20 protein-coding genes are annotated in these 16,231 nt (G+C 42.2%); 15 read left to right on the forward strand and 5 right to left on the reverse strand.

Annotation, left to right across the window (positions count from 1 at the left end):
• Nucleotides 1–107 precede the first annotated feature (107 nt).
• Entirely contained in the window at nt 108–1,283 is a 1,176-nt protein-coding gene (locus tag C6Y07_RS11805; protein WP_034659792.1) for a MalY/PatB family protein, read from the reverse strand.
• An 83-nt stretch (nt 1,284–1,366) separates the two neighbouring features.
• Between C6Y07_RS11805 and C6Y07_RS11810 the strand changes: the two genes are divergently transcribed.
• Complete coding sequence (locus C6Y07_RS11810) at nt 1,367–1,627, forward strand: YugE family protein (protein ID WP_003213422.1); 261 nt, start codon at nt 1,367–1,369, stop codon at nt 1,625–1,627.
• On the opposite strand, the gene C6Y07_RS11815 is transcribed toward C6Y07_RS11810, so the two are convergent.
• The gene (locus tag C6Y07_RS11815) at nt 1,624–2,448 is read right to left on the reverse strand and encodes an alpha/beta fold hydrolase (RefSeq protein WP_034659788.1); all 825 of its coding nucleotides are present in this window, start codon (nt 2,446–2,448) and stop codon (nt 1,624–1,626) included. The two genes, C6Y07_RS11810 and C6Y07_RS11815, sit on opposite strands and share 4 nt — an antisense overlap.
• Nucleotides 2,449–2,623: 175 nt before the next feature.
• Here C6Y07_RS11815 and C6Y07_RS11820 point away from each other — a divergent pair, with 175 nt between their 5' ends.
• From C6Y07_RS11820 to yugI, 3 genes are all read left to right on the forward strand, one after another.
• Nucleotides 2,624–3,124, forward strand: a complete 501-nt coding sequence (locus C6Y07_RS11820) for an Lrp/AsnC family transcriptional regulator (RefSeq protein ID WP_003213765.1) — start codon at nt 2,624–2,626, stop codon at nt 3,122–3,124.
• Nucleotides 3,125–4,318, forward strand: a complete 1,194-nt coding sequence (locus C6Y07_RS11825; protein ID WP_066030476.1) for an aminotransferase — start codon at nt 3,125–3,127, stop codon at nt 4,316–4,318.
• Between the two features lie 198 nt (nt 4,319–4,516).
• Nucleotides 4,517–4,909, forward strand: coding sequence for a S1 domain-containing post-transcriptional regulator GSP13 (gene yugI, locus C6Y07_RS11830; protein ID WP_034659784.1), 393 nt, complete (start codon nt 4,517–4,519; stop codon nt 4,907–4,909).
• 67 nt (nt 4,910–4,976) lie between these two features.
• On the opposite strand, the gene C6Y07_RS11835 is transcribed toward yugI, so the two are convergent.
• Nucleotides 4,977–5,213 (reverse strand): DUF378 domain-containing protein, encoded by a 237-nt coding sequence (locus C6Y07_RS11835; protein WP_003212952.1) that lies wholly within the window; start codon nt 5,211–5,213, stop codon nt 4,977–4,979.
• Nucleotides 5,214–5,357: 144 nt separating this feature from the next.
• On the opposite strand from C6Y07_RS11835, the gene C6Y07_RS11840 reads away from it, so the two are divergent.
• The 5 genes from C6Y07_RS11840 to C6Y07_RS11860 all read left to right on the forward strand — a co-directional run bounded on the left by C6Y07_RS11840 (nt 5,358) and on the right by C6Y07_RS11860 (nt 10,060).
• Nucleotides 5,358–6,521: an iron-containing alcohol dehydrogenase gene (locus tag C6Y07_RS11840; RefSeq protein WP_034659783.1), complete on the forward strand. Its 1,164-nt coding sequence runs from the start codon at nt 5,358–5,360 to the stop codon at nt 6,519–6,521.
• A 121-nt stretch (nt 6,522–6,642) separates the two neighbouring features.
• Nucleotides 6,643–7,815, forward strand: a complete 1,173-nt coding sequence (locus tag C6Y07_RS11845) for an iron-containing alcohol dehydrogenase (protein ID WP_034659782.1) — start codon at nt 6,643–6,645, stop codon at nt 7,813–7,815.
• 126 nt (nt 7,816–7,941) lie between these two features.
• Complete coding sequence (locus C6Y07_RS11850; RefSeq protein WP_106156723.1) at nt 7,942–9,297, forward strand: glucose-6-phosphate isomerase; 1,356 nt, start codon at nt 7,942–7,944, stop codon at nt 9,295–9,297.
• 110 nt (nt 9,298–9,407) lie between these two features.
• Entirely contained in the window at nt 9,408–9,626 is a 219-nt protein-coding gene (locus tag C6Y07_RS11855; protein WP_106048254.1) for a spore germination protein, read from the forward strand.
• 32 nt (nt 9,627–9,658) lie between these two features.
• Nucleotides 9,659–10,060 (forward strand): YugN-like family protein, encoded by a 402-nt coding sequence (locus C6Y07_RS11860; RefSeq protein WP_012011078.1) that lies wholly within the window; start codon nt 9,659–9,661, stop codon nt 10,058–10,060.
• Here C6Y07_RS11860 and C6Y07_RS11865 read toward each other — a convergent pair.
• Nucleotides 10,057–11,043, reverse strand: coding sequence for a potassium channel family protein (locus tag C6Y07_RS11865; RefSeq protein ID WP_060597200.1), 987 nt, complete (start codon nt 11,041–11,043; stop codon nt 10,057–10,059). The two genes, C6Y07_RS11860 and C6Y07_RS11865, sit on opposite strands and share 4 nt — an antisense overlap.
• A gap of 125 nt (nt 11,044–11,168) precedes the next feature.
• Here C6Y07_RS11865 and C6Y07_RS11870 point away from each other — a divergent pair, with 125 nt between their 5' ends.
• The 6 genes from C6Y07_RS11870 to C6Y07_RS11895 all read left to right on the forward strand — a co-directional run bounded on the left by C6Y07_RS11870 (nt 11,169) and on the right by C6Y07_RS11895 (nt 15,348).
• Nucleotides 11,169–11,393: a YuzI family membrane protein gene (locus tag C6Y07_RS11870; protein WP_060597199.1), complete on the forward strand. Its 225-nt coding sequence runs from the start codon at nt 11,169–11,171 to the stop codon at nt 11,391–11,393.
• Nucleotides 11,394–11,474: 81 nt separating this feature from the next.
• Complete coding sequence (locus tag C6Y07_RS11875; protein ID WP_060597215.1) at nt 11,475–12,149, forward strand: zinc metallopeptidase; 675 nt, start codon at nt 11,475–11,477, stop codon at nt 12,147–12,149.
• 48 nt (nt 12,150–12,197) lie between these two features.
• Nucleotides 12,198–13,490 (forward strand): hemolysin family protein, encoded by a 1,293-nt coding sequence (locus C6Y07_RS11880; protein WP_034659775.1) that lies wholly within the window; start codon nt 12,198–12,200, stop codon nt 13,488–13,490.
• A 135-nt stretch (nt 13,491–13,625) separates the two neighbouring features.
• The gene (locus C6Y07_RS11885) at nt 13,626–14,027 is read left to right on the forward strand and encodes a secondary thiamine-phosphate synthase enzyme YjbQ (RefSeq protein WP_060597198.1); all 402 of its coding nucleotides are present in this window, start codon (nt 13,626–13,628) and stop codon (nt 14,025–14,027) included.
• 16 nt (nt 14,028–14,043) lie between these two features.
• Nucleotides 14,044–15,075: a nitronate monooxygenase gene (locus C6Y07_RS11890; protein WP_106156725.1), complete on the forward strand. Its 1,032-nt coding sequence runs from the start codon at nt 14,044–14,046 to the stop codon at nt 15,073–15,075.
• A gap of 24 nt (nt 15,076–15,099) precedes the next feature.
• Nucleotides 15,100–15,348: a hypothetical protein gene (locus C6Y07_RS11895; protein WP_060597196.1), complete on the forward strand. Its 249-nt coding sequence runs from the start codon at nt 15,100–15,102 to the stop codon at nt 15,346–15,348.
• 21 nt (nt 15,349–15,369) lie between these two features.
• Here C6Y07_RS11895 and C6Y07_RS11900 read toward each other — a convergent pair whose 3' ends face one another.
• Nucleotides 15,370–16,110: a protein-glutamine gamma-glutamyltransferase gene (locus C6Y07_RS11900; RefSeq protein WP_060597195.1), complete on the reverse strand. Its 741-nt coding sequence runs from the start codon at nt 16,108–16,110 to the stop codon at nt 15,370–15,372.
• Nucleotides 16,111–16,231: the final 121 nt, after the last annotated feature.

Raw genomic sequence — 16,231 nt, forward strand, 5'->3', positions numbered from 1 at the left:
TAATTCCTCTCATTATATCATCTCATGTACAAAGTAGATATGATAAAAGGAGGGTTTTTTTCTTTAAAAAGAACACCCGTTAGGATGTTCTTTCGATCGTATAGGGCTTATTCAGATGATCGCGTGAACGCTTGATGAAGGCGTTTCAATCCTTCTTTGACTGTTGAAGCAGGACAGCCGAGATTCATCCGAATAAAGCCGTCTCCTTCGTGTCCATACACGTGACCAAGCTCTAGGATCACTTTGCCCTTTTTCAGCAGATTCCGTTTCAATTCCGCTTGACTGAATTGATAATCCCGAATGTCCAGCCACAATAAATAAGAAGCATCTGGTTTCATATAACGCATATTTGGAAGGTGTTCGTCAATATAGTCCATCGCCATTTTCATATTGCTTTCGAGATAAAGAACAAGTGCATCGAGCCACTCATCCCCGTGGCGGTATGCTGCTTCCATCGCAGGAATCGCAAATGCATTCAGTTTGGCTAGTCCGTTTCTTTGCAATTCATTGGTGAAAAGGGTTCTTTTTTCTTCATCGGAAATGATAATGGCAGATGCTTGGAGGCCAGCTAAATTAAATGTTTTACTTGGTGCAATACACGTCACTGTGATATGTGCTATGTCGTCAGAAAGACTAGCAAATGGCACATGCGGCTTTCCGTATAGCATCAAATCAGAATGAATCTCATCTGAAACGACTGTGACACCATGCTTGACACATAAGTCTCCTACTCGCTTTAATTCTTCTTTTGTCCACGCTCTTCCGGACGGATTATGCGGATGACATAGGAACATGAGCTTCGCTTCTGGTCTGCTCAGTTTTTTCTCTAAATCATCAAAATCCATAAGATAGCGGTTGTTTTCTATTTTTAAAGGGTTGGTTGAGACTGTACGTCCATTTCGCTCAATCATTTGATAAAAAGGCGTATACACTGGTGACTGTATGACCACTTCGTCATTCGGTGCTGTAAAGGCTTGGACAGCAAAACTAAGTGCCGTGACGATCCCTGGTGTGAAGGTGACGGCTTCTGTCTGAATCGACCACCCGTGTCTTCTTTTGAGCCATTCGGCTACTGCCTGCTGCGTATCCTGGTCTTGAAAGGCATAGCCAAATACGCCATGATCCAATCGCTCTTTCAATGCATCAAGGACGACCTGCGGCGCTTTAAAATCCATATCTGCCACCCACATCGGCAGCGCATCTGTTGTCAGGAACAAAGACTCTGCTTGGTCCCATTTCACTGATTTTGAACCTTTACGTATGATCTGTTCGTCGAAATTCATGAAACCCACCTCTAGCCGTTTTTCAACCATTGTTGGTTGTGCTAAAATAAACATCACAAAATTTATTATAAGCGGTGATACCGATGAAAGATAGTCAAGCTGTAGAAGAGATGATTCAACTTATTAAGGCATGGGACCCTTTTCAATATGGAGAGGACTTTTATGAAACGGAGCCTGCTGACGTCATCAGTGCATTATACGACGCAGAAGACTCTTTATCTTTAGCAAAAGACATTCAAGCCATTTATCATCACTCATTTGAGCAGCTCCTGCCTTTCGAAAGCTGTCAACATATAGCGAATCAGCTTTTCGTCATACGAGACAGCAGCTCCTGCACACGCTAAGACAGGCTGAAATGTCCGATTTGATCAGACACAAAGACCGGATTTTCCTCAGGAACGAGGTGCCCGGTTTTTTTTAATGCATGCAAGGTCGAGTTTGGCAGATCCTTGTGCAGTCTTTCTCCTATTTGAATGGGAACGATCCGATCTTCCTCACCCCAAATGAGCAGCACTGGTGTCTCCATTTTCTTTAGGACATCCGAGGTCAAATCGCCTTCCCGGTGCCGAATCAAGCGGAAAATTCCTCGGAAAATTTGATCATCAGAAAAAGGCTTTAAATATCCGTCCACCATCTCTTGATCAATGATGGAATGATCATGTACAACAGCGGTTAAATTTTTCATTATGCCTTGCTTCAAGAGCTTTCTTTTAAGATAGAGATAAAAATAAGGAATATATGTGCTGTAAACAAGCGATCTCTTTGATTTATTTAAATACCCTGAGCTGCACAAAAGTACCGCCTTTTCAAATAGGTCTGGCCGTTCAGATGCAGCGTATAAAGCAATTTGGCCGCCCATCGAATGACCCACTAGGATCGCATGCTGAATCTGCAAGTAACCAGCTAGCTCAATAATGATCTTTCCCATGTTGCGATAGCTGTAAATAAACGTATTCGACTTCTCGGACTGTCCAAACGGCGGCAGATCGATTGCAATTAAATTGAAGTCTTGTTTCAGAAGCGGGATGAGCTTTCGATAGCTGAAGGTAGAAGAGAAGAGTCCGTGAATTAAGATCAATGTTTTCTTCCCCTTATTTGGATAGTGCTCATAATAGATATCTAAACCGAATTTACTTTTCATATAAGCTGGCTGAACAAAGTCCACACTCATCACTCCGATACTTGATACTCTCTCTGTTAGGTGACTGTATTGTACCCTAAAAAGTGGATTTTAAGCTATGGTTAGCATCTTTTCCCTGCTTAGCATAATGGGAAAAACGTGCTATAATGTTCAGAAGATTTTTTAAAACTAGCTTTTACAATCTGAGGTGTGAAATCAAATGAAACTAACAGAAAAAGAAACTGAAATATTAGAGATTTTAGATGAAAACAGCCGCGCCGATTTAAATACAATTGCAAAAATGGCAGGCGTGACAACAGAAGAAGCAGAAGCCATTATTCAAAAACTAGAAGATCAAAAAGTCATTATTGATTATTCAACCATGATTGACTGGCGTAAAGTGGATGGTCATGAAGGCGTCACAGCAATGATTGATGTAAAAGTGACACCAAAAAGAGGCGTCGGATTTGATGAAATTGCTGAACGTATTTATCGCTTTCAGGAAGTGGAGTCTGTCTATCTCATGTCAGGTGTTTATGATCTATCTGTTGTGATCCGCGGAAGATCTATGTCTGATATTGCCCGCTTCGTATCTGAAAAATTATCGACACTTGATTCCGTGGTTTCAACAACTACCCACTTTATTTTGAAGAGATATAAACATGATGGGAAAGTGTTTGAAACAGGAGACGATGACAAAAGAATCGTGGTGTCTCCTTAAATGAAAAAGTCTTATTTATCTGAAACGGTACAAAGCATTCAGCCGTCAGGTATTCGGAAATTCTTTGATTTGGCAGCCACAATGGAAGGGGTCATTTCCCTCGGTGTCGGCGAGCCAGATTTCGTGACAGCTTGGAATGTCAGAGAAGCAAGTATTATGTCATTAGAACAAGGGCTTACCTCTTATACGGCGAACGCAGGGTTGTTATCTTTGCGAAAAGAACTGAGCCACTATTTATATAAGCGGTTTCACATTGACTACAGTCCTGAAGAAGAACTTATTATCACAGTTGGCGGAAGCCAGGCACTTGATTTGGCCTTTCGTGCGATTTTAAACAGCGGGGATGAAGTGATCATTCCAGAGCCTTGTTTCGTAGCATATGGGGCCCTTACGACACTTGCAGGCGGAGTACCTGTTTATTTAAGTACCTCGGCTGAAAAAGATTTCAAAGCAGACTCGGCGGATCTACGCACGAAGCTGACGCCTAAGACAAAAGCGATCCTGCTTTGCTCACCATCAAATCCAACTGGCTCTGTCTATTCAAAGGAAGAGCTTGAAGATATTGCTCATTTTGCAAAAGAGCATGACCTTCTCATTATCACGGATGAGATTTACGCAGAGCTGACGTATGATGAAGCTTTTACAAGCGTAGCGGCAATTCAAGATATGAAGGAAAGAACGATCCTGATTTCAGGCTTTTCAAAAGGGTTTGCCATGACAGGCTGGCGCTTAGGATATGTGGCAGCACCACCTGTACTGCGCGATGCTATGCTGAAAATACACCAATATTCTATGATGTGTGCGCCCGCTATGGCACAATATGCAGCAGAAGAAGCTTTGAAAAATGGGCTTGAAGATGTAGAGAAAATGAAGAAAAGCTACAGAAGGCGCCGTAATTTGTTTGTCGGCTCTTTGAATGAACTGGGGCTGACATGCCACCAGCCAAACGGCGCATTTTACGCTTTCCCGTCCATTAAAACGACGGGCATGACGTCAGAACAATTTGCCGAGGAGCTGCTCCTGAGTGAAAAAGTAGCTGTTGTCCCTGGTAATGTCTTCGGGCCGAGTGGTGAAGGTCATATTCGCTGTTCATATGCTTCGTCTCTTGACCATCTTCAGGAATCACTTTCAAGAATCCAGCGCTTTTTGCAGGAACGACAAGTGAAAGAAGAAGCACCTGTCATCATAAAATAAAAAAAGGCATCAATCCATTAGGACTCATGCCTCTCAAATTAGGGGGGAATACTAGAAAGCATTCTTGTTTTCAGGTATTCCCCCTTTTGAACTGATCTAAACCCAATTAAAAAATATTTTGCGTAACTGACCGTTCTATGATATAGTTTTTAATTGCGTATAAACGAATATTAAAACATTTATTTAGGAGTTGTTATCATGGCGACAAAGTTTGAAGTAGGCAGTGTTTACACTGGTAAAGTAACAGGATTACAAGCGTATGGTGCGTTTGTTGCATTAGATGAAGAAACTCAAGGACTTGTGCATATTTCTGAAGTAACACATGGCTTTGTAAAAGACATCAACGAGCACCTTTCAATTGGTGACGAAGTACAAGTAAAAGTTCTTTCTGTTGATGAAAAAGCAGGTAAAATCAGCCTTTCTATCCGTGCTACACAAGATGCACCTGAAAGAAAAGAAAGCAAACCAAAGAAACAAAGACCACAGCAAGTGAAAGAAGAAGCTGCTGCACCACAAGGTTTCAATACACTTAAAGATAAACTTGAAGAGTGGATTGAGCAATCTAACCGTAAAGATCTTATCAAGAAATAAAAAAAGCACCGCTTCAAACGGTGCCTTAGGCTGCCTCGTATAGGCGGCCTTTTTTATGTCTTTTTGTTTAGCGAACCTCTGGATTCGGCTCGTCACGGCGAACAGCTTCTTCGCTTGGCTTGAACAATAGACCAAGGTTAACAAGACCTGCAATTCCAACAAGACCATAAATAATACGTGATAATGCAGAGCCTTGTCCGCCAAAGATCGCTGCTACTAAGTCAAATTGAAAAAAGCCGATTAGTCCCCAGTTAATAGCACCGATAATCGTGAGCACGAGGGCAATACGCTGAATAGCACTCATCGTGATTCCTCCTTTCGCTACAGCATCAATACATTTATATTTTGCAGATTTTTAGCCAAACTATGCGTAAGAAAATGGATTAAAGCAAATTACTTTACTTTTGGAATGATTGAGGCGCATAATGTAGCGCGAGGAGGAGATCAAATGGATCGATTTACTTATTGGAACCCAACGAAATTAATGTTTGGAAAGGGAGAAGTATCAGCCCTTTCAGATGAACTCAAACACTACGGAAAAAACGTATTACTTGTATATGGTGGAGGCAGTATTAAACGAAACGGCCTTTATGACCAAGTTGTCAGCATCCTAAAAGAATCAGGAGCTGCAATCACTGAACTTGCTGGTGTTGAGCCAAACCCGCGCTTAACAACAGTAAGAAAAGGGGTTGAGCTTTGCAAAGAGAACAACGTTGATTTTATTTTGGCAGTCGGCGGCGGCAGTGTCATTGATGCAACGAAAGCGATCGCAGCTGGAGCGAAGTACGATGGAGATGCTTGGGATATCGTGACGCGTAAGCATGTCCCAATGGAAGCTATTCCGTTCGGTACTGTGTTAACACTTGCTGCAACAGGTTCTGAAATGAACTCTGGATCAGTGATCACAAACTGGGAAACAAATGAGAAATATGGCTGGGGAAGTCCAGCAGTCTTCCCTAAATTCTCTATTCTTGATCCAGTGAACACATTCACTGTGCCAAAAAACCATACGATTTATGGCATGGTTGACATGATGTCACATGTGTTCGAGCAATATTTCCATCACACGGAAAATACACCTTATCAAGACCGTATGTGTGAAGGGCTTCTTCGTACGGTCATTGAAACAGCACCGAAGCTGATCAACGATCTAGAGAACTATGAGCTGCGTGAAACCATCTTATTCACTGGCACCATTGCCCTTAATGGAATGCTGTCAATGGGGGCACGCGGTGATTGGGCTTCTCATAACATTGAGCATGCGGTATCTGCTGTTTATGATATCCCTCATGCCGGCGGACTTGCGATCTTGTTCCCGAACTGGATGAAGCATGTCATTCAGGAAAACCCAGGCCGCTTTAAACAATTAGCGGTACGTGTATTCGATGTGGACCCTGCGGGCAAAACAGACGAAGAAGTGGGCTTAGAAGGAATCGACAAATTGTCAGCTTTCTGGACAAGTCTTGGTGCACCAAGCCGTTTAGCGGACTATGATATCAACGATGAGAAAATTGATTTAATTGCAGACCGTGCAATGGCACGCGGTGAATTTGGTCAATTTAAAAAGCTAAACAAAGAAGATGTTCTAGCCATTTTGAATGCTTCTTTATAATCGACCAACCAAAAGATAGCTGCTTTCGAGCAGTTATCTTTTTTTGAGTTCGACGTGTACATATGTTAAAGTAGTCTTTCATGTTTTTGGATATATACGCTGTAAGGAGATGTATCAACAGATGGAAAATTTTATTTACTATAATCCAACGAAATTAATGTTTGGAAAAGGACAACTAGAAGGACTAAAAAGCGAACTCGCTCGTTATGGAAAACGAGTGTTACTTGTATATGGCGGAGGCAGCATTAAGAAAAATGGTCTTTATGACAATGTGATCAGCGCGTTAAATGAAGCAGAAGCTGAAGTATTTGAGCTGTCAGGTGTTGAACCAAACCCGCGCCTTACCACAGTGGAAAAGGGAATCGACATCTGCCAAAATGAAAAAATTGATTTCTTATTAGCTGTTGGCGGCGGCAGTGTGATTGACTGTACAAAAGCGATTGCAGCCGGAGCAGAGTATGACGGAGATGTGTGGGACATTATCTCAAAGAAAACAACCGCTCAAAAAGCATTGCCATTTGGCACAGTGCTGACACTTGCGGCAACTGGTTCAGAAATGAATCCAGACTCTGTCATCACAAACTGGGAAACGAATGAAAAATATGTGTGGGGCAGTTCAGTCACTCATCCTGCTTTTTCCATTCTAGACCCTGAGCATACATATTCTGTGCCAGAAAACCAGACGGTGTACGGCATGGTCGATATGATGAGCCACGTCTTCGAGCAATACTTCCATAATGTAAAAAACACGCCGCTACAGGATCGAATGTGTTTTGCTGTTCTTCAAACAGTCATCGAGACAGCACCAAAACTGCTTGAAGACTTACAAAACTATGAGCACCGTGAAACGATCCTTTATGCAGGAACGATCGCTTTAAATGGCACGCTGCAAATGGGCTACTTTGGAGACTGGGCGTCCCATACAATTGAGCATGCGGTATCGGCTGTCTATGACATTCCGCATGCAGGCGGACTTGCCATCCTCTTCCCAAATTGGATGCGTCATACACTCGATCACAATGTGGAACGCTTTAAAAACCTCATGCTGAACATGTTTGACATCGAGACAGAAGGAAAATCAGATCGTGATATCGCATTAGAAGGAATCGACAAGCTGTCAGCCTTCTGGACAAGCCTCGGTGCACCAAGTCGTTTAGCGGATTACGACATTGGTGAAGATCAGCTGGACAAAATTGCCGACATTGCGGCGAAAGAAATGGAATACGGTGGTTTTGGTAACTTTATGAAACTTGGTCGTGATGACATTCTTTCTATTTTGAAAGCTTCTTTATAATCCTGCTTGCCGTTTCTCATAGAGAGAAACGGCTTTTTGCTATGCCAGTGACGATCACTTGATTTCAATAGCTAGTTCCGCTAAAGTGAAAGGGACAGAACTAACGTAATGGAGGGCTTACAAGCGATGACACATATTCAATTTGACTACTCGAAAGCGTTACCTTTCTTTCAAGAACATGAGCTTACATATTTAAAAGATTTTGTGAAGGTGGCCCATCATAATATTCATGAACAAACGGGTGCAGGCAGTGATTATTTAGGCTGGGTTGACTTACCGAAGCAATATGATCGCGAAGAATTTGCCCGCATTAAAAAAAGTGCAGATAAAATTAAGTCTGACTCTGATGTCTTGCTTGTTGTCGGAATCGGCGGCTCTTATCTCGGCGCACGTGCGGCGATTGAATTTTTGAACCACTCTTTCTATAACACGCTGCCAAAAGGCAAACGCAAGACGCCGCAAATCATCTTTATTGGAAACAACATCAGTTCTTCTTATTTAACAGATGTGATGGATCTATTGGAAGATGCAGATTTCTCTATTAACGTCATTTCAAAATCTGGAACAACAACAGAGCCAGCGATTGCGTTCCGCATCTTTAAAAAGCTCCTCATTGAAAAATACGGTGCTGAAGAAGCGAAAAAACGTATTTATGCGACAACTGACAAGGCACGCGGTGCACTGAAAACATTAGCAACGGAAGAAGGCTACGAATCATTTATCATCCCTGATGATGTAGGTGGACGCTATTCTGTATTAACAGCAGTTGGTCTATTGCCAATCGCTGTGAGCGGTGCAGACATTGATCAGATGATGGAAGGCGCGGCAAAAGCAAGCGAAGACTTCGCTTCATCTGAGCTTTCTGAGAATGCGGCATACCAATATGCTGTCGTCCGTAATGTCCTTTACAATAAAGGCAGAACGATTGAAATGCTGATTAACTATGAGCCAGGCCTGCAATACTTTGCAGAATGGTGGAAGCAATTATTCGGTGAAAGTGAAGGAAAAGATGAAAAAGGAATTTATCCTTCATCTGCGAACTTCTCAACAGATCTTCATTCACTTGGTCAATATGTTCAAGAAGGAAGAAGAGACTTGTTTGAAACAATCGTCAATATAGACAAACCTCGCCATGAGCTTGTCATTGAAGCAGAAGAACAAGACCTTGATGGCTTGAACTATCTAGCAGGAAAAACGGTTGATTTCGTTAATAAAAAAGCATTTGAAGGAACGATGCTTGCTCATACAGATGGAAAAGTACCGAATCTTATCGTCACAATTCCTGAGATGGATGCTTATACATTCGGATACCTCGTTTACTTCTTTGAGAAAGCATGTGCGATGTCTGGATATCTACTAGGCGTCAATCCATTCGACCAGCCTGGAGTAGAAGCTTATAAAGTGAATATGTTTGCTTTATTAGGAAAACCAGGCTTCGAAGAGAAAAAAGCCGAGCTTGAAAGCCGCTTGAAACAATCGTAAGAGTAAAAAAGGCACACCTTTGAAAGGTGTGCCTTTTTTGTTTTCTCACGGTTTCTGTGCAAGCTTCCTCATGCTCTGTACATAGAATAATGAGTAGAGGAGGGTGAAACATGAGAACGAATCATATTTATATTCACGATATTTCTGACCAGGCAATCGTCAACTTTGGCAATGTCGGACGTATTTGTCCTATGAGTGCTGTCAAGGATACTGAAGGTGCTGGCAGTGTGATCGAGACGAATCAATTATCCAATCAAAGCTTATTTGATGCTGCTTTTACAAACAATGTACAAATCACGAGAGGTAGATGTATGAATTCCTCTCTTTAACGAACCCTATTATACAAAAAGGAGGGTTTCGTATGATTCATGTACCATCCAGGCTGCCTGGTGAAAGCTTTTCACTTTACCATTTAGAAGAGACCATGAAGCCGCTCGGTTATGTCATTAATGGCAACTGGGATTATGATCACGGGTACTTTGATTATAAAATTGATAACCGTGATGGCTATACTTTTCTCAGAGTTCCTTTTACAGCCGAAAAAGGCCAGCTGGATCAGCCAGGCGTTGTGGTGAAACTGGGAGATCCATTTCTCTTAAAGCATGTATATCAAGATAAGTTAGATGATCATGCGATGGTTGGAAATGTGGGAGCATCCTTTAACCAATTCCAAGAACCAAAAGAGAAAGATGGAGATGTATCAAAAGCTTATACTGAGATTGGCTTTTCACTCGTCAAGGAATTAGAAGACGCACTGCTTTAAAGGCTGATCAGTTCATCCTCTGGATGAAGCTCATATCCAAAGGGAGGATTCATCATGGGTCCTTCTTTTTTTTGTACACCGACAATGATCACATGATGCTCTAAAAAGTGATGGAGCACTGTTAAGAATGTTTCTCCGGCTAACGAAGCTGGAACCGGTATGATGGTGACGTGTTTATGCAAGGTCATATGTCTTTTTTTCTTTAACGCTTTGAACTGTTCCTTTAGAAGAAAATGTTCGACCATTAAATGATTGACTGCATCAGAGGTATGAATGACTTGATTGGCACCAGCACGCTCGGCATTTTTCACGTAACGATCTGTTAAGATTTCAATTAAACAGTATAGCGAAGGATTTAATCCTTTTGCTGCAAGTAATGTTAAAACACTCTGCATATCAGCTGTCACTTCATTTTCGTGCTGATCTGCGGTAATCATCAGTGCATCTGCACTGGTAATATTGGCTTTGCGAAGTGTGACATCTTCGGTGCCATGCCCTTTAATAAAATGAACATTCTCTAAAAGTGGCCCTTCCTTCAAGGAGTCATCAATCAGCACAATCGGCATAGCTGGATCAATCGTTTGAAACGACTGAAGCAGTTTGTTCGTTTTCTCATTCCAGCCGACGATAATGAGATGTCCTTTCCCTTTAAAGGCGACCTTTCCTTCTACATAATGGTGCTGCTTGCTGAACACAGCGGCGGCAAGCGTGGCGAAATAAGCTGTGACAAAGCTTGCGCCGATCAAAATCAGAGCCATACCCGCTACTTGTCCAGGCATGGTTTGCGGCACAAAATCACCATAGCCTACCGTAGAGACTGTAATGAGCGCCCACCAGATCCCATCAAAGATCGTATGATACTGCTTCGGTTCAAGCAAAACGATTAATTGTCCAAAAAAAAGAAGCAAGAAACAGATGATGATGGCAATTCGAAGATAGAGTGGCCACCTTAGCCAAGCGATAAAGATACGATTTGATTTCATCGGACTCTTCCTTTCAGGAGACTGCTAATGTCAGTATGCCCGATTGAGGAACATTTTTTCATCTTCGTCATGTATTGAAACAGATCCCATATCTTAAAATAAGAGAGAAGAAGGAGGGAATGCGAATGTCGTTCGTTCAAAAGACCGTACTTCTTTTTATCGGTGCGCACTTTTTATCATCAGCTGTGATCTTGCTCGTGTTTGACTTAAATGCTGTGAATCATTTTATGAGTGATTTTTCATGGCTGCACTTTTTTCAAGACCTATACGGAACAGTGACCTTTTATACAGCATGCTTAGGTGTGTTCTTCTTTTTCATTGGTGCGGTTATTCCCCTTAAAAAGACCTAGTGCTTTTTTCTGTACACGTTACATAAAAGTCATTAAAATTGTAAATAAATATATAAAATAAAAAGGAAGCTGATGAGCATGCTGTTTTTTTATTTTTTAACATTTGCCGCATTGGGATTGTCATTTTGGGCACAATTTAAAGTAAAGAATAATTTTGAAAAGTATTCAAAGGTTGAAGCATCCAGTATGAAAACAGGTGCGGAAACCGCTCGACATATTTTAGATCACAACGGGTTATATGACGTGCCTGTTGAACCGGTAAGAGGAACTTTGACTGATCATTACGACCCGACGCAGCGTGTGGTTCGCTTATCTGAACCTGTGTACTACGGTCATTCCATATCGGCCATTTCAGTCGCATCACACGAGGTTGGACATGCCTTGCAGCATCAGGAATCCTATGGTGCGCTTGTCTTGAGACATAAGATCTTCCCTGTCGTGAACTTTGCATCTGGTGTTGCCCCGCTTCTTTTCCTTGGAGGAATCTTGCTCGGCAGCCTTAACTTAATCGGGCTTGGGATCATTTTGTTCTCAGCGGCTGTGTTTTTTCAGCTTGTGACATTGCCTGTCGAGTTTAATGCAAGTTCTCGTGCAAAAGATATCATTGTTTCAGAAGGAATCATTAGAAGCAGTGAAGAAAGAGGCGTGAACAAGGTGTTAAATGCTGCAGCTCTTACGTACGTCGCAGCGGCCCTTGTTTCCTTGTTTGAATTGCTCCGTTTTGTAATGATCTTCCTAAATGGCCGTAATGATTAATTGATGCCAGAGGAGGTGAGCCCTTACCATTGTTAGGTAAGGGTTTTTTTGTATATTTTAAACGTATTTTTAGTCATATTACTTATTGCTGCGACAGCATTTTTTGTTGTCACTGAATTTGCGATTGTGAAAATTAGAGGCTCTAAAATCAATCAGCTGATTGAAAGCGGTGATAAGAGAGCCATCCACGTACAAAAGCTCATATCAAATCTCGACGAATATTTATCCGCCTGTCAACTCGGAATTACCATCACCGCTTTAGGCTTAGGGTGGCTGGGCGAGCCGACGGTGGAACATTTTCTGCATCCGCTGTTTGAGGAATTAGGGCTTCATTCCGCATTAACCGACATCCTATCGTTTATCATCGCATTTGTGATCATTACGTTTTTACATGTCGTTGTGGGAGAACTGGCGCCTAAAACGATTGCCATTCAAAAGGCAGAGGCCGTCAGCCTTGTGACAGCAAAGCCACTCATCTTTTTCTATAAAGTCATGTACCCGTTTATTAAAGCATTAAATGGGGCGGCACGAGGCATTGTGAAATTATTCGGTTTTCATTCTGTCAAAGAACATGAAGTGGCGATCAGTGAGGAAGAATTGCGTCTCATTTTATCTGAAAGCTATGAGAAGGGCGAAATTAACCAATCTGAGTACAAATATGTGAATAAAATTTTTGAATTTGATAACCGGGTGGCGAGAGAGATCATGATCCCTCGTACAGAAATTTCAGCCATAGAGGTTGAACAGACGCTTGAAGACATGACGCATTATATGCTGAACGAAAGATACACACGCTACCCTGTTATTAAAGAAGACAAAGATCATGTGATTGGTGTCATCAATAGCAAAGATGTGTTTAAGGCGAGCTTCCTGAATCAAGATGTGACGATTGAAGACTTAATGCGTCCGGTGATTCGGGTGATTGAAAGTACTCCTGTTCAAGAATTGCTCATTTTGATGCAAAAGGAACGAATTCATATGTCAGTGCTCGTAGACGAATATGGAGGAACAGCCGGTCTTGTCACAGTAGAGGACATTTTAGAAGAAATCGTGGGCGAAATTCGGGATGAATATGATCAAGATGAAACACCTCATATCGTCAAAAAAGGTGACTTCCACTATGTAATGGATGGGAAAGCCTTGATTGATGAAGTAAATGATTTATTGGATTTAGCCATTGAGAATGATGATGTTGATACAATTGCTGGCTGGATGATGACACATAAATTTGATTTTGAGATTGGAGATACGATTGAAGCAGAAGGCTGTGAATTTACCATCATAGATGCAGAAGACCATCATATTCGGACCATTGAAATCAAAAAGGTTCACTTTTTCTAAAAACCTCGTAACACTTGACGAGGTTTTTTTAGTTGGTAAACTTTAGGTAAGAGAATGCCTTCTGCCGATAAGCAGTGATTTATTTCACATAAAAAGGGTATGGTTTTATAGAAATGACAAAAAGGAGCCGCTCATATGAAAAAAATCAATGTACAAACAAATAGACGCGATGAGATGATCGACGTGACGAACGAGATCCATCAATATGTCAAGGAAACAGGTATTCAAAACGGAACCGTCATCGTCTACTGTCCTCATACGACAGCAGGGATGACCATTAATGAAAATGCGGACCCAGATGTGAAACGAGATATGCTCCGGAGGCTTGACGAAGTCTTTCCGTGGGAACATCCGAAGGACCGCCATATGGAAGGAAATACAGCCGCACATATGAAAGCGAGCTATATGGGTGCTACGCAGCATGTTCTCATCAATCATGGTGATCTTGTACTTGGCACGTGGCAGGGAATCTATTTCTGTGAGTTTGACGGGCCGAGACATCGCCATTTTTATATACAGGTGTCTTCAAACGAATAAGAGATGGGGGAAATAAATGGGAGATATCACGAAATTACTGCAAATCAAATATGGAATTATTCAAGCGCCAATGGCAGGAGGCGCCGTGACATCGCAGCTGGCAGCCGCTGTTTCACAGTACGGGGGACTTGGCAGTTTGGCAAGTGGATATGTGCAGCCTGACAATTTGAGGCAGCAGATCAGACAGGTCAAACAGCTGACAACTCGCCTGTTTCAGGTCAATGTATTTGTACCAGAGCCAATTCCAGAAGTCAAAAAAGAGGATGTGGCATTTTGGGAGAAGAGACTGCCTGCACGACCAGCCGCTGATAGGCTGCCGAGCCAAGAGGAATTGTGGGATGATTTTGAACAGAAAATCAACATTATTCAGGAAGAAGACGTACCGGTCGTTTCCTTTACCTTCGCTTGTCCAAATGAACAAACGATTCATCGCTTAAAACAAAAGGGGATCTTTTTAATTGGAACCGCCACAACAAAAGAGGAAGCACTGCTTTTAGAGGAAAAAGGGATGGATGCCATTGTTCTGCAAGGAAGTGAAGCAGGGGGGCACCGAGGTACCTTTTTACCTGCAAAAGGAGATGCCCTGGTGGGACTCTTTAGTCTGATCTCTGACGTCAAGCCGCTCTGTCATGTGCCATTGATCGCCGCAGGCGGGATCACAGAACGAGCAGGTGTGAAAGCCGCTCTAGCGCTTGGAGCGGATGCGGTTCAAATCGGCACACGATTTTTAGCCAGCCAGGAAAGTGCTGCGGCAGACGTATACAAAAAGGCGATTTTACAGGCAGAAAGCAGTGAAACAAAGATCACGAGGCTTTTTTCTGGGAAAAGAGCAAGAGGAATTGTGAATCAGTGGATGGAGGAAGAAAGACAGAATGAAGATAGGGTTCTTCCTTATCCGGTTCAGCATGTATGGACGACACCGATGCGAAAAGCAGCCGCGGCTGCAGGAAGCCCTGATCAAATGGCTCTTTGGGCAGGACAGGGCGTTAGCCGTATTCACTCGATTTTAACCGTTGAGGAGATCATGCATGAACTGACGCATATATAAATTCATGTTGGGTGGTGTGAAAGGATGGACATCTTAAAGCATTCATACCGAAAAAAAGGACAAATTGAATTTTGGTTTGATGAATTTCCGTACTCTTCTGCCGTCCTTACGCCCATTCGTCATTACTATTTTGTTCGTTACGTAAAATGGAGCCGGCACGATCCGCCGGTCACAAGAAAAGACTTAGAAAAAATGGAGATCCTTGCGAACACGATGCTTGGCACGCTGCAAGATTATCGTAAACGCAAGGCATACAAAAGCCCCTTGTCATAACCAATAGACAAGAGGCTTTTTTTAGCTGCCAAACATTTGCCTGAGATAAATCACATCCATCCGGGTGGTCTGCGGCAATAGATAAGCAGATTGAACAGCACCTGGCCGCCTTCTCTTATTCAATTTGTCGATAATTTCTGCCGCTGTTAAAATCCCAAGTCCATGTCCGTAATATTGATCTTCTCCTAAGTAAATCACATTTTCCCCGCGCCACTGTGACTGCTGATAGCTAAACTCTGGATTTTCAAAATATAAGCAATCCCCATAGATAAAGTCATTCCCGCGTTCTGTATAAATCGACAATGTATCATAATGCCAGTCATACAGGGTTAAGCTGCGAAGCCTTCGGTTAAACTTCTCGTCTCCTACCGTTTGCAAGACCCCCATATAAAATACGATCACAATGGCTGTGGCACATTCAAATGCATATTGTGAGCCATTTTCAAAAATGTCTTTAATTCCTCTAGATGGTTCCACTTGATAGCGCAGCTCTAGTGCTCCTGCTTCCGATACACGCCAAAAGGCATCATTTGCACGAGATTTTTGGAAGATGGCAAATGAGGCACCACTTTTATGCAAATCTCTTGCAGCATTCATAATGTTCGATCTCAATGTGACCTCAAATAACAAATCAGATGCTTGCCTGTAGCGGAACGTATCATTTGAGGCTTGTAACTGCATCAAAATGATCCGCTTTTGTCCCTCTAGCTGAAATGAAGCCAGCTGCTCATTTGTCACTGGCTGTCCTGAAAGAATAATCATATGAAAAGCGCCCCCTTTTGTATTAGCGTATGCAGGATGCTTGGGCAAGGAATCAATTTGTGAAAATAAACAAAAAGGCATCCTTTTTAATTGAAAAACATGAAAATAATATGAAGATGTC

Source organism: Bacillus sp. LNXM12-1 (assembly GCF_003004375.1).
GTDB lineage: Bacteria > Bacillota > Bacilli > Bacillales > Bacillaceae > Bacillus.

What these genes read in the sequence shown, in the direction of transcription:
- C6Y07_RS11890 (WP_106156725.1), top strand. Translation starts at nt 14,044, where the DNA reads ATGGGAGATATCACGAAATTACTGCAAATCAAATATGGAATTATTCAA.
- C6Y07_RS11835 (WP_003212952.1), bottom strand. Translation starts at nt 5,213, where the DNA reads ATGAGTGCTATTCAGCGTATTGCCCTCGTGCTCACGATTATCGGTGCT.
- C6Y07_RS11900 (WP_060597195.1), bottom strand. Translation starts at nt 16,110, where the DNA reads ATGATTATTCTTTCAGGACAGCCAGTGACAAATGAGCAGCTGGCTTCA.
- C6Y07_RS11810 (WP_003213422.1), top strand. Translation starts at nt 1,367, where the DNA reads ATGAAAGATAGTCAAGCTGTAGAAGAGATGATTCAACTTATTAAGGCA.
- C6Y07_RS11840 (WP_034659783.1), top strand. Translation starts at nt 5,358, where the DNA reads ATGGATCGATTTACTTATTGGAACCCAACGAAATTAATGTTTGGAAAG.
- C6Y07_RS11805 (WP_034659792.1), bottom strand. Translation starts at nt 1,283, where the DNA reads ATGAATTTCGACGAACAGATCATACGTAAAGGTTCAAAATCAGTGAAA.
- C6Y07_RS11845 (WP_034659782.1), top strand. Translation starts at nt 6,643, where the DNA reads ATGGAAAATTTTATTTACTATAATCCAACGAAATTAATGTTTGGAAAA.
- C6Y07_RS11865 (WP_060597200.1), bottom strand. Translation starts at nt 11,043, where the DNA reads ATGAAATCAAATCGTATCTTTATCGCTTGGCTAAGGTGGCCACTCTAT.
- C6Y07_RS11895 (WP_060597196.1), top strand. Translation starts at nt 15,100, where the DNA reads ATGGACATCTTAAAGCATTCATACCGAAAAAAAGGACAAATTGAATTT.
- C6Y07_RS11825 (WP_066030476.1), top strand. Translation starts at nt 3,125, where the DNA reads ATGAAAAAGTCTTATTTATCTGAAACGGTACAAAGCATTCAGCCGTCA.
- yugI (WP_034659784.1), top strand. Translation starts at nt 4,517, where the DNA reads ATGGCGACAAAGTTTGAAGTAGGCAGTGTTTACACTGGTAAAGTAACA.
- C6Y07_RS11850 (WP_106156723.1), top strand. Translation starts at nt 7,942, where the DNA reads ATGACACATATTCAATTTGACTACTCGAAAGCGTTACCTTTCTTTCAA.
- C6Y07_RS11820 (WP_003213765.1), top strand. Translation starts at nt 2,624, where the DNA reads ATGAAACTAACAGAAAAAGAAACTGAAATATTAGAGATTTTAGATGAA.
- C6Y07_RS11860 (WP_012011078.1), top strand. Translation starts at nt 9,659, where the DNA reads ATGATTCATGTACCATCCAGGCTGCCTGGTGAAAGCTTTTCACTTTAC.
- C6Y07_RS11870 (WP_060597199.1), top strand. Translation starts at nt 11,169, where the DNA reads ATGTCGTTCGTTCAAAAGACCGTACTTCTTTTTATCGGTGCGCACTTT.
- C6Y07_RS11885 (WP_060597198.1), top strand. Translation starts at nt 13,626, where the DNA reads ATGAAAAAAATCAATGTACAAACAAATAGACGCGATGAGATGATCGAC.
- C6Y07_RS11855 (WP_106048254.1), top strand. Translation starts at nt 9,408, where the DNA reads ATGAGAACGAATCATATTTATATTCACGATATTTCTGACCAGGCAATC.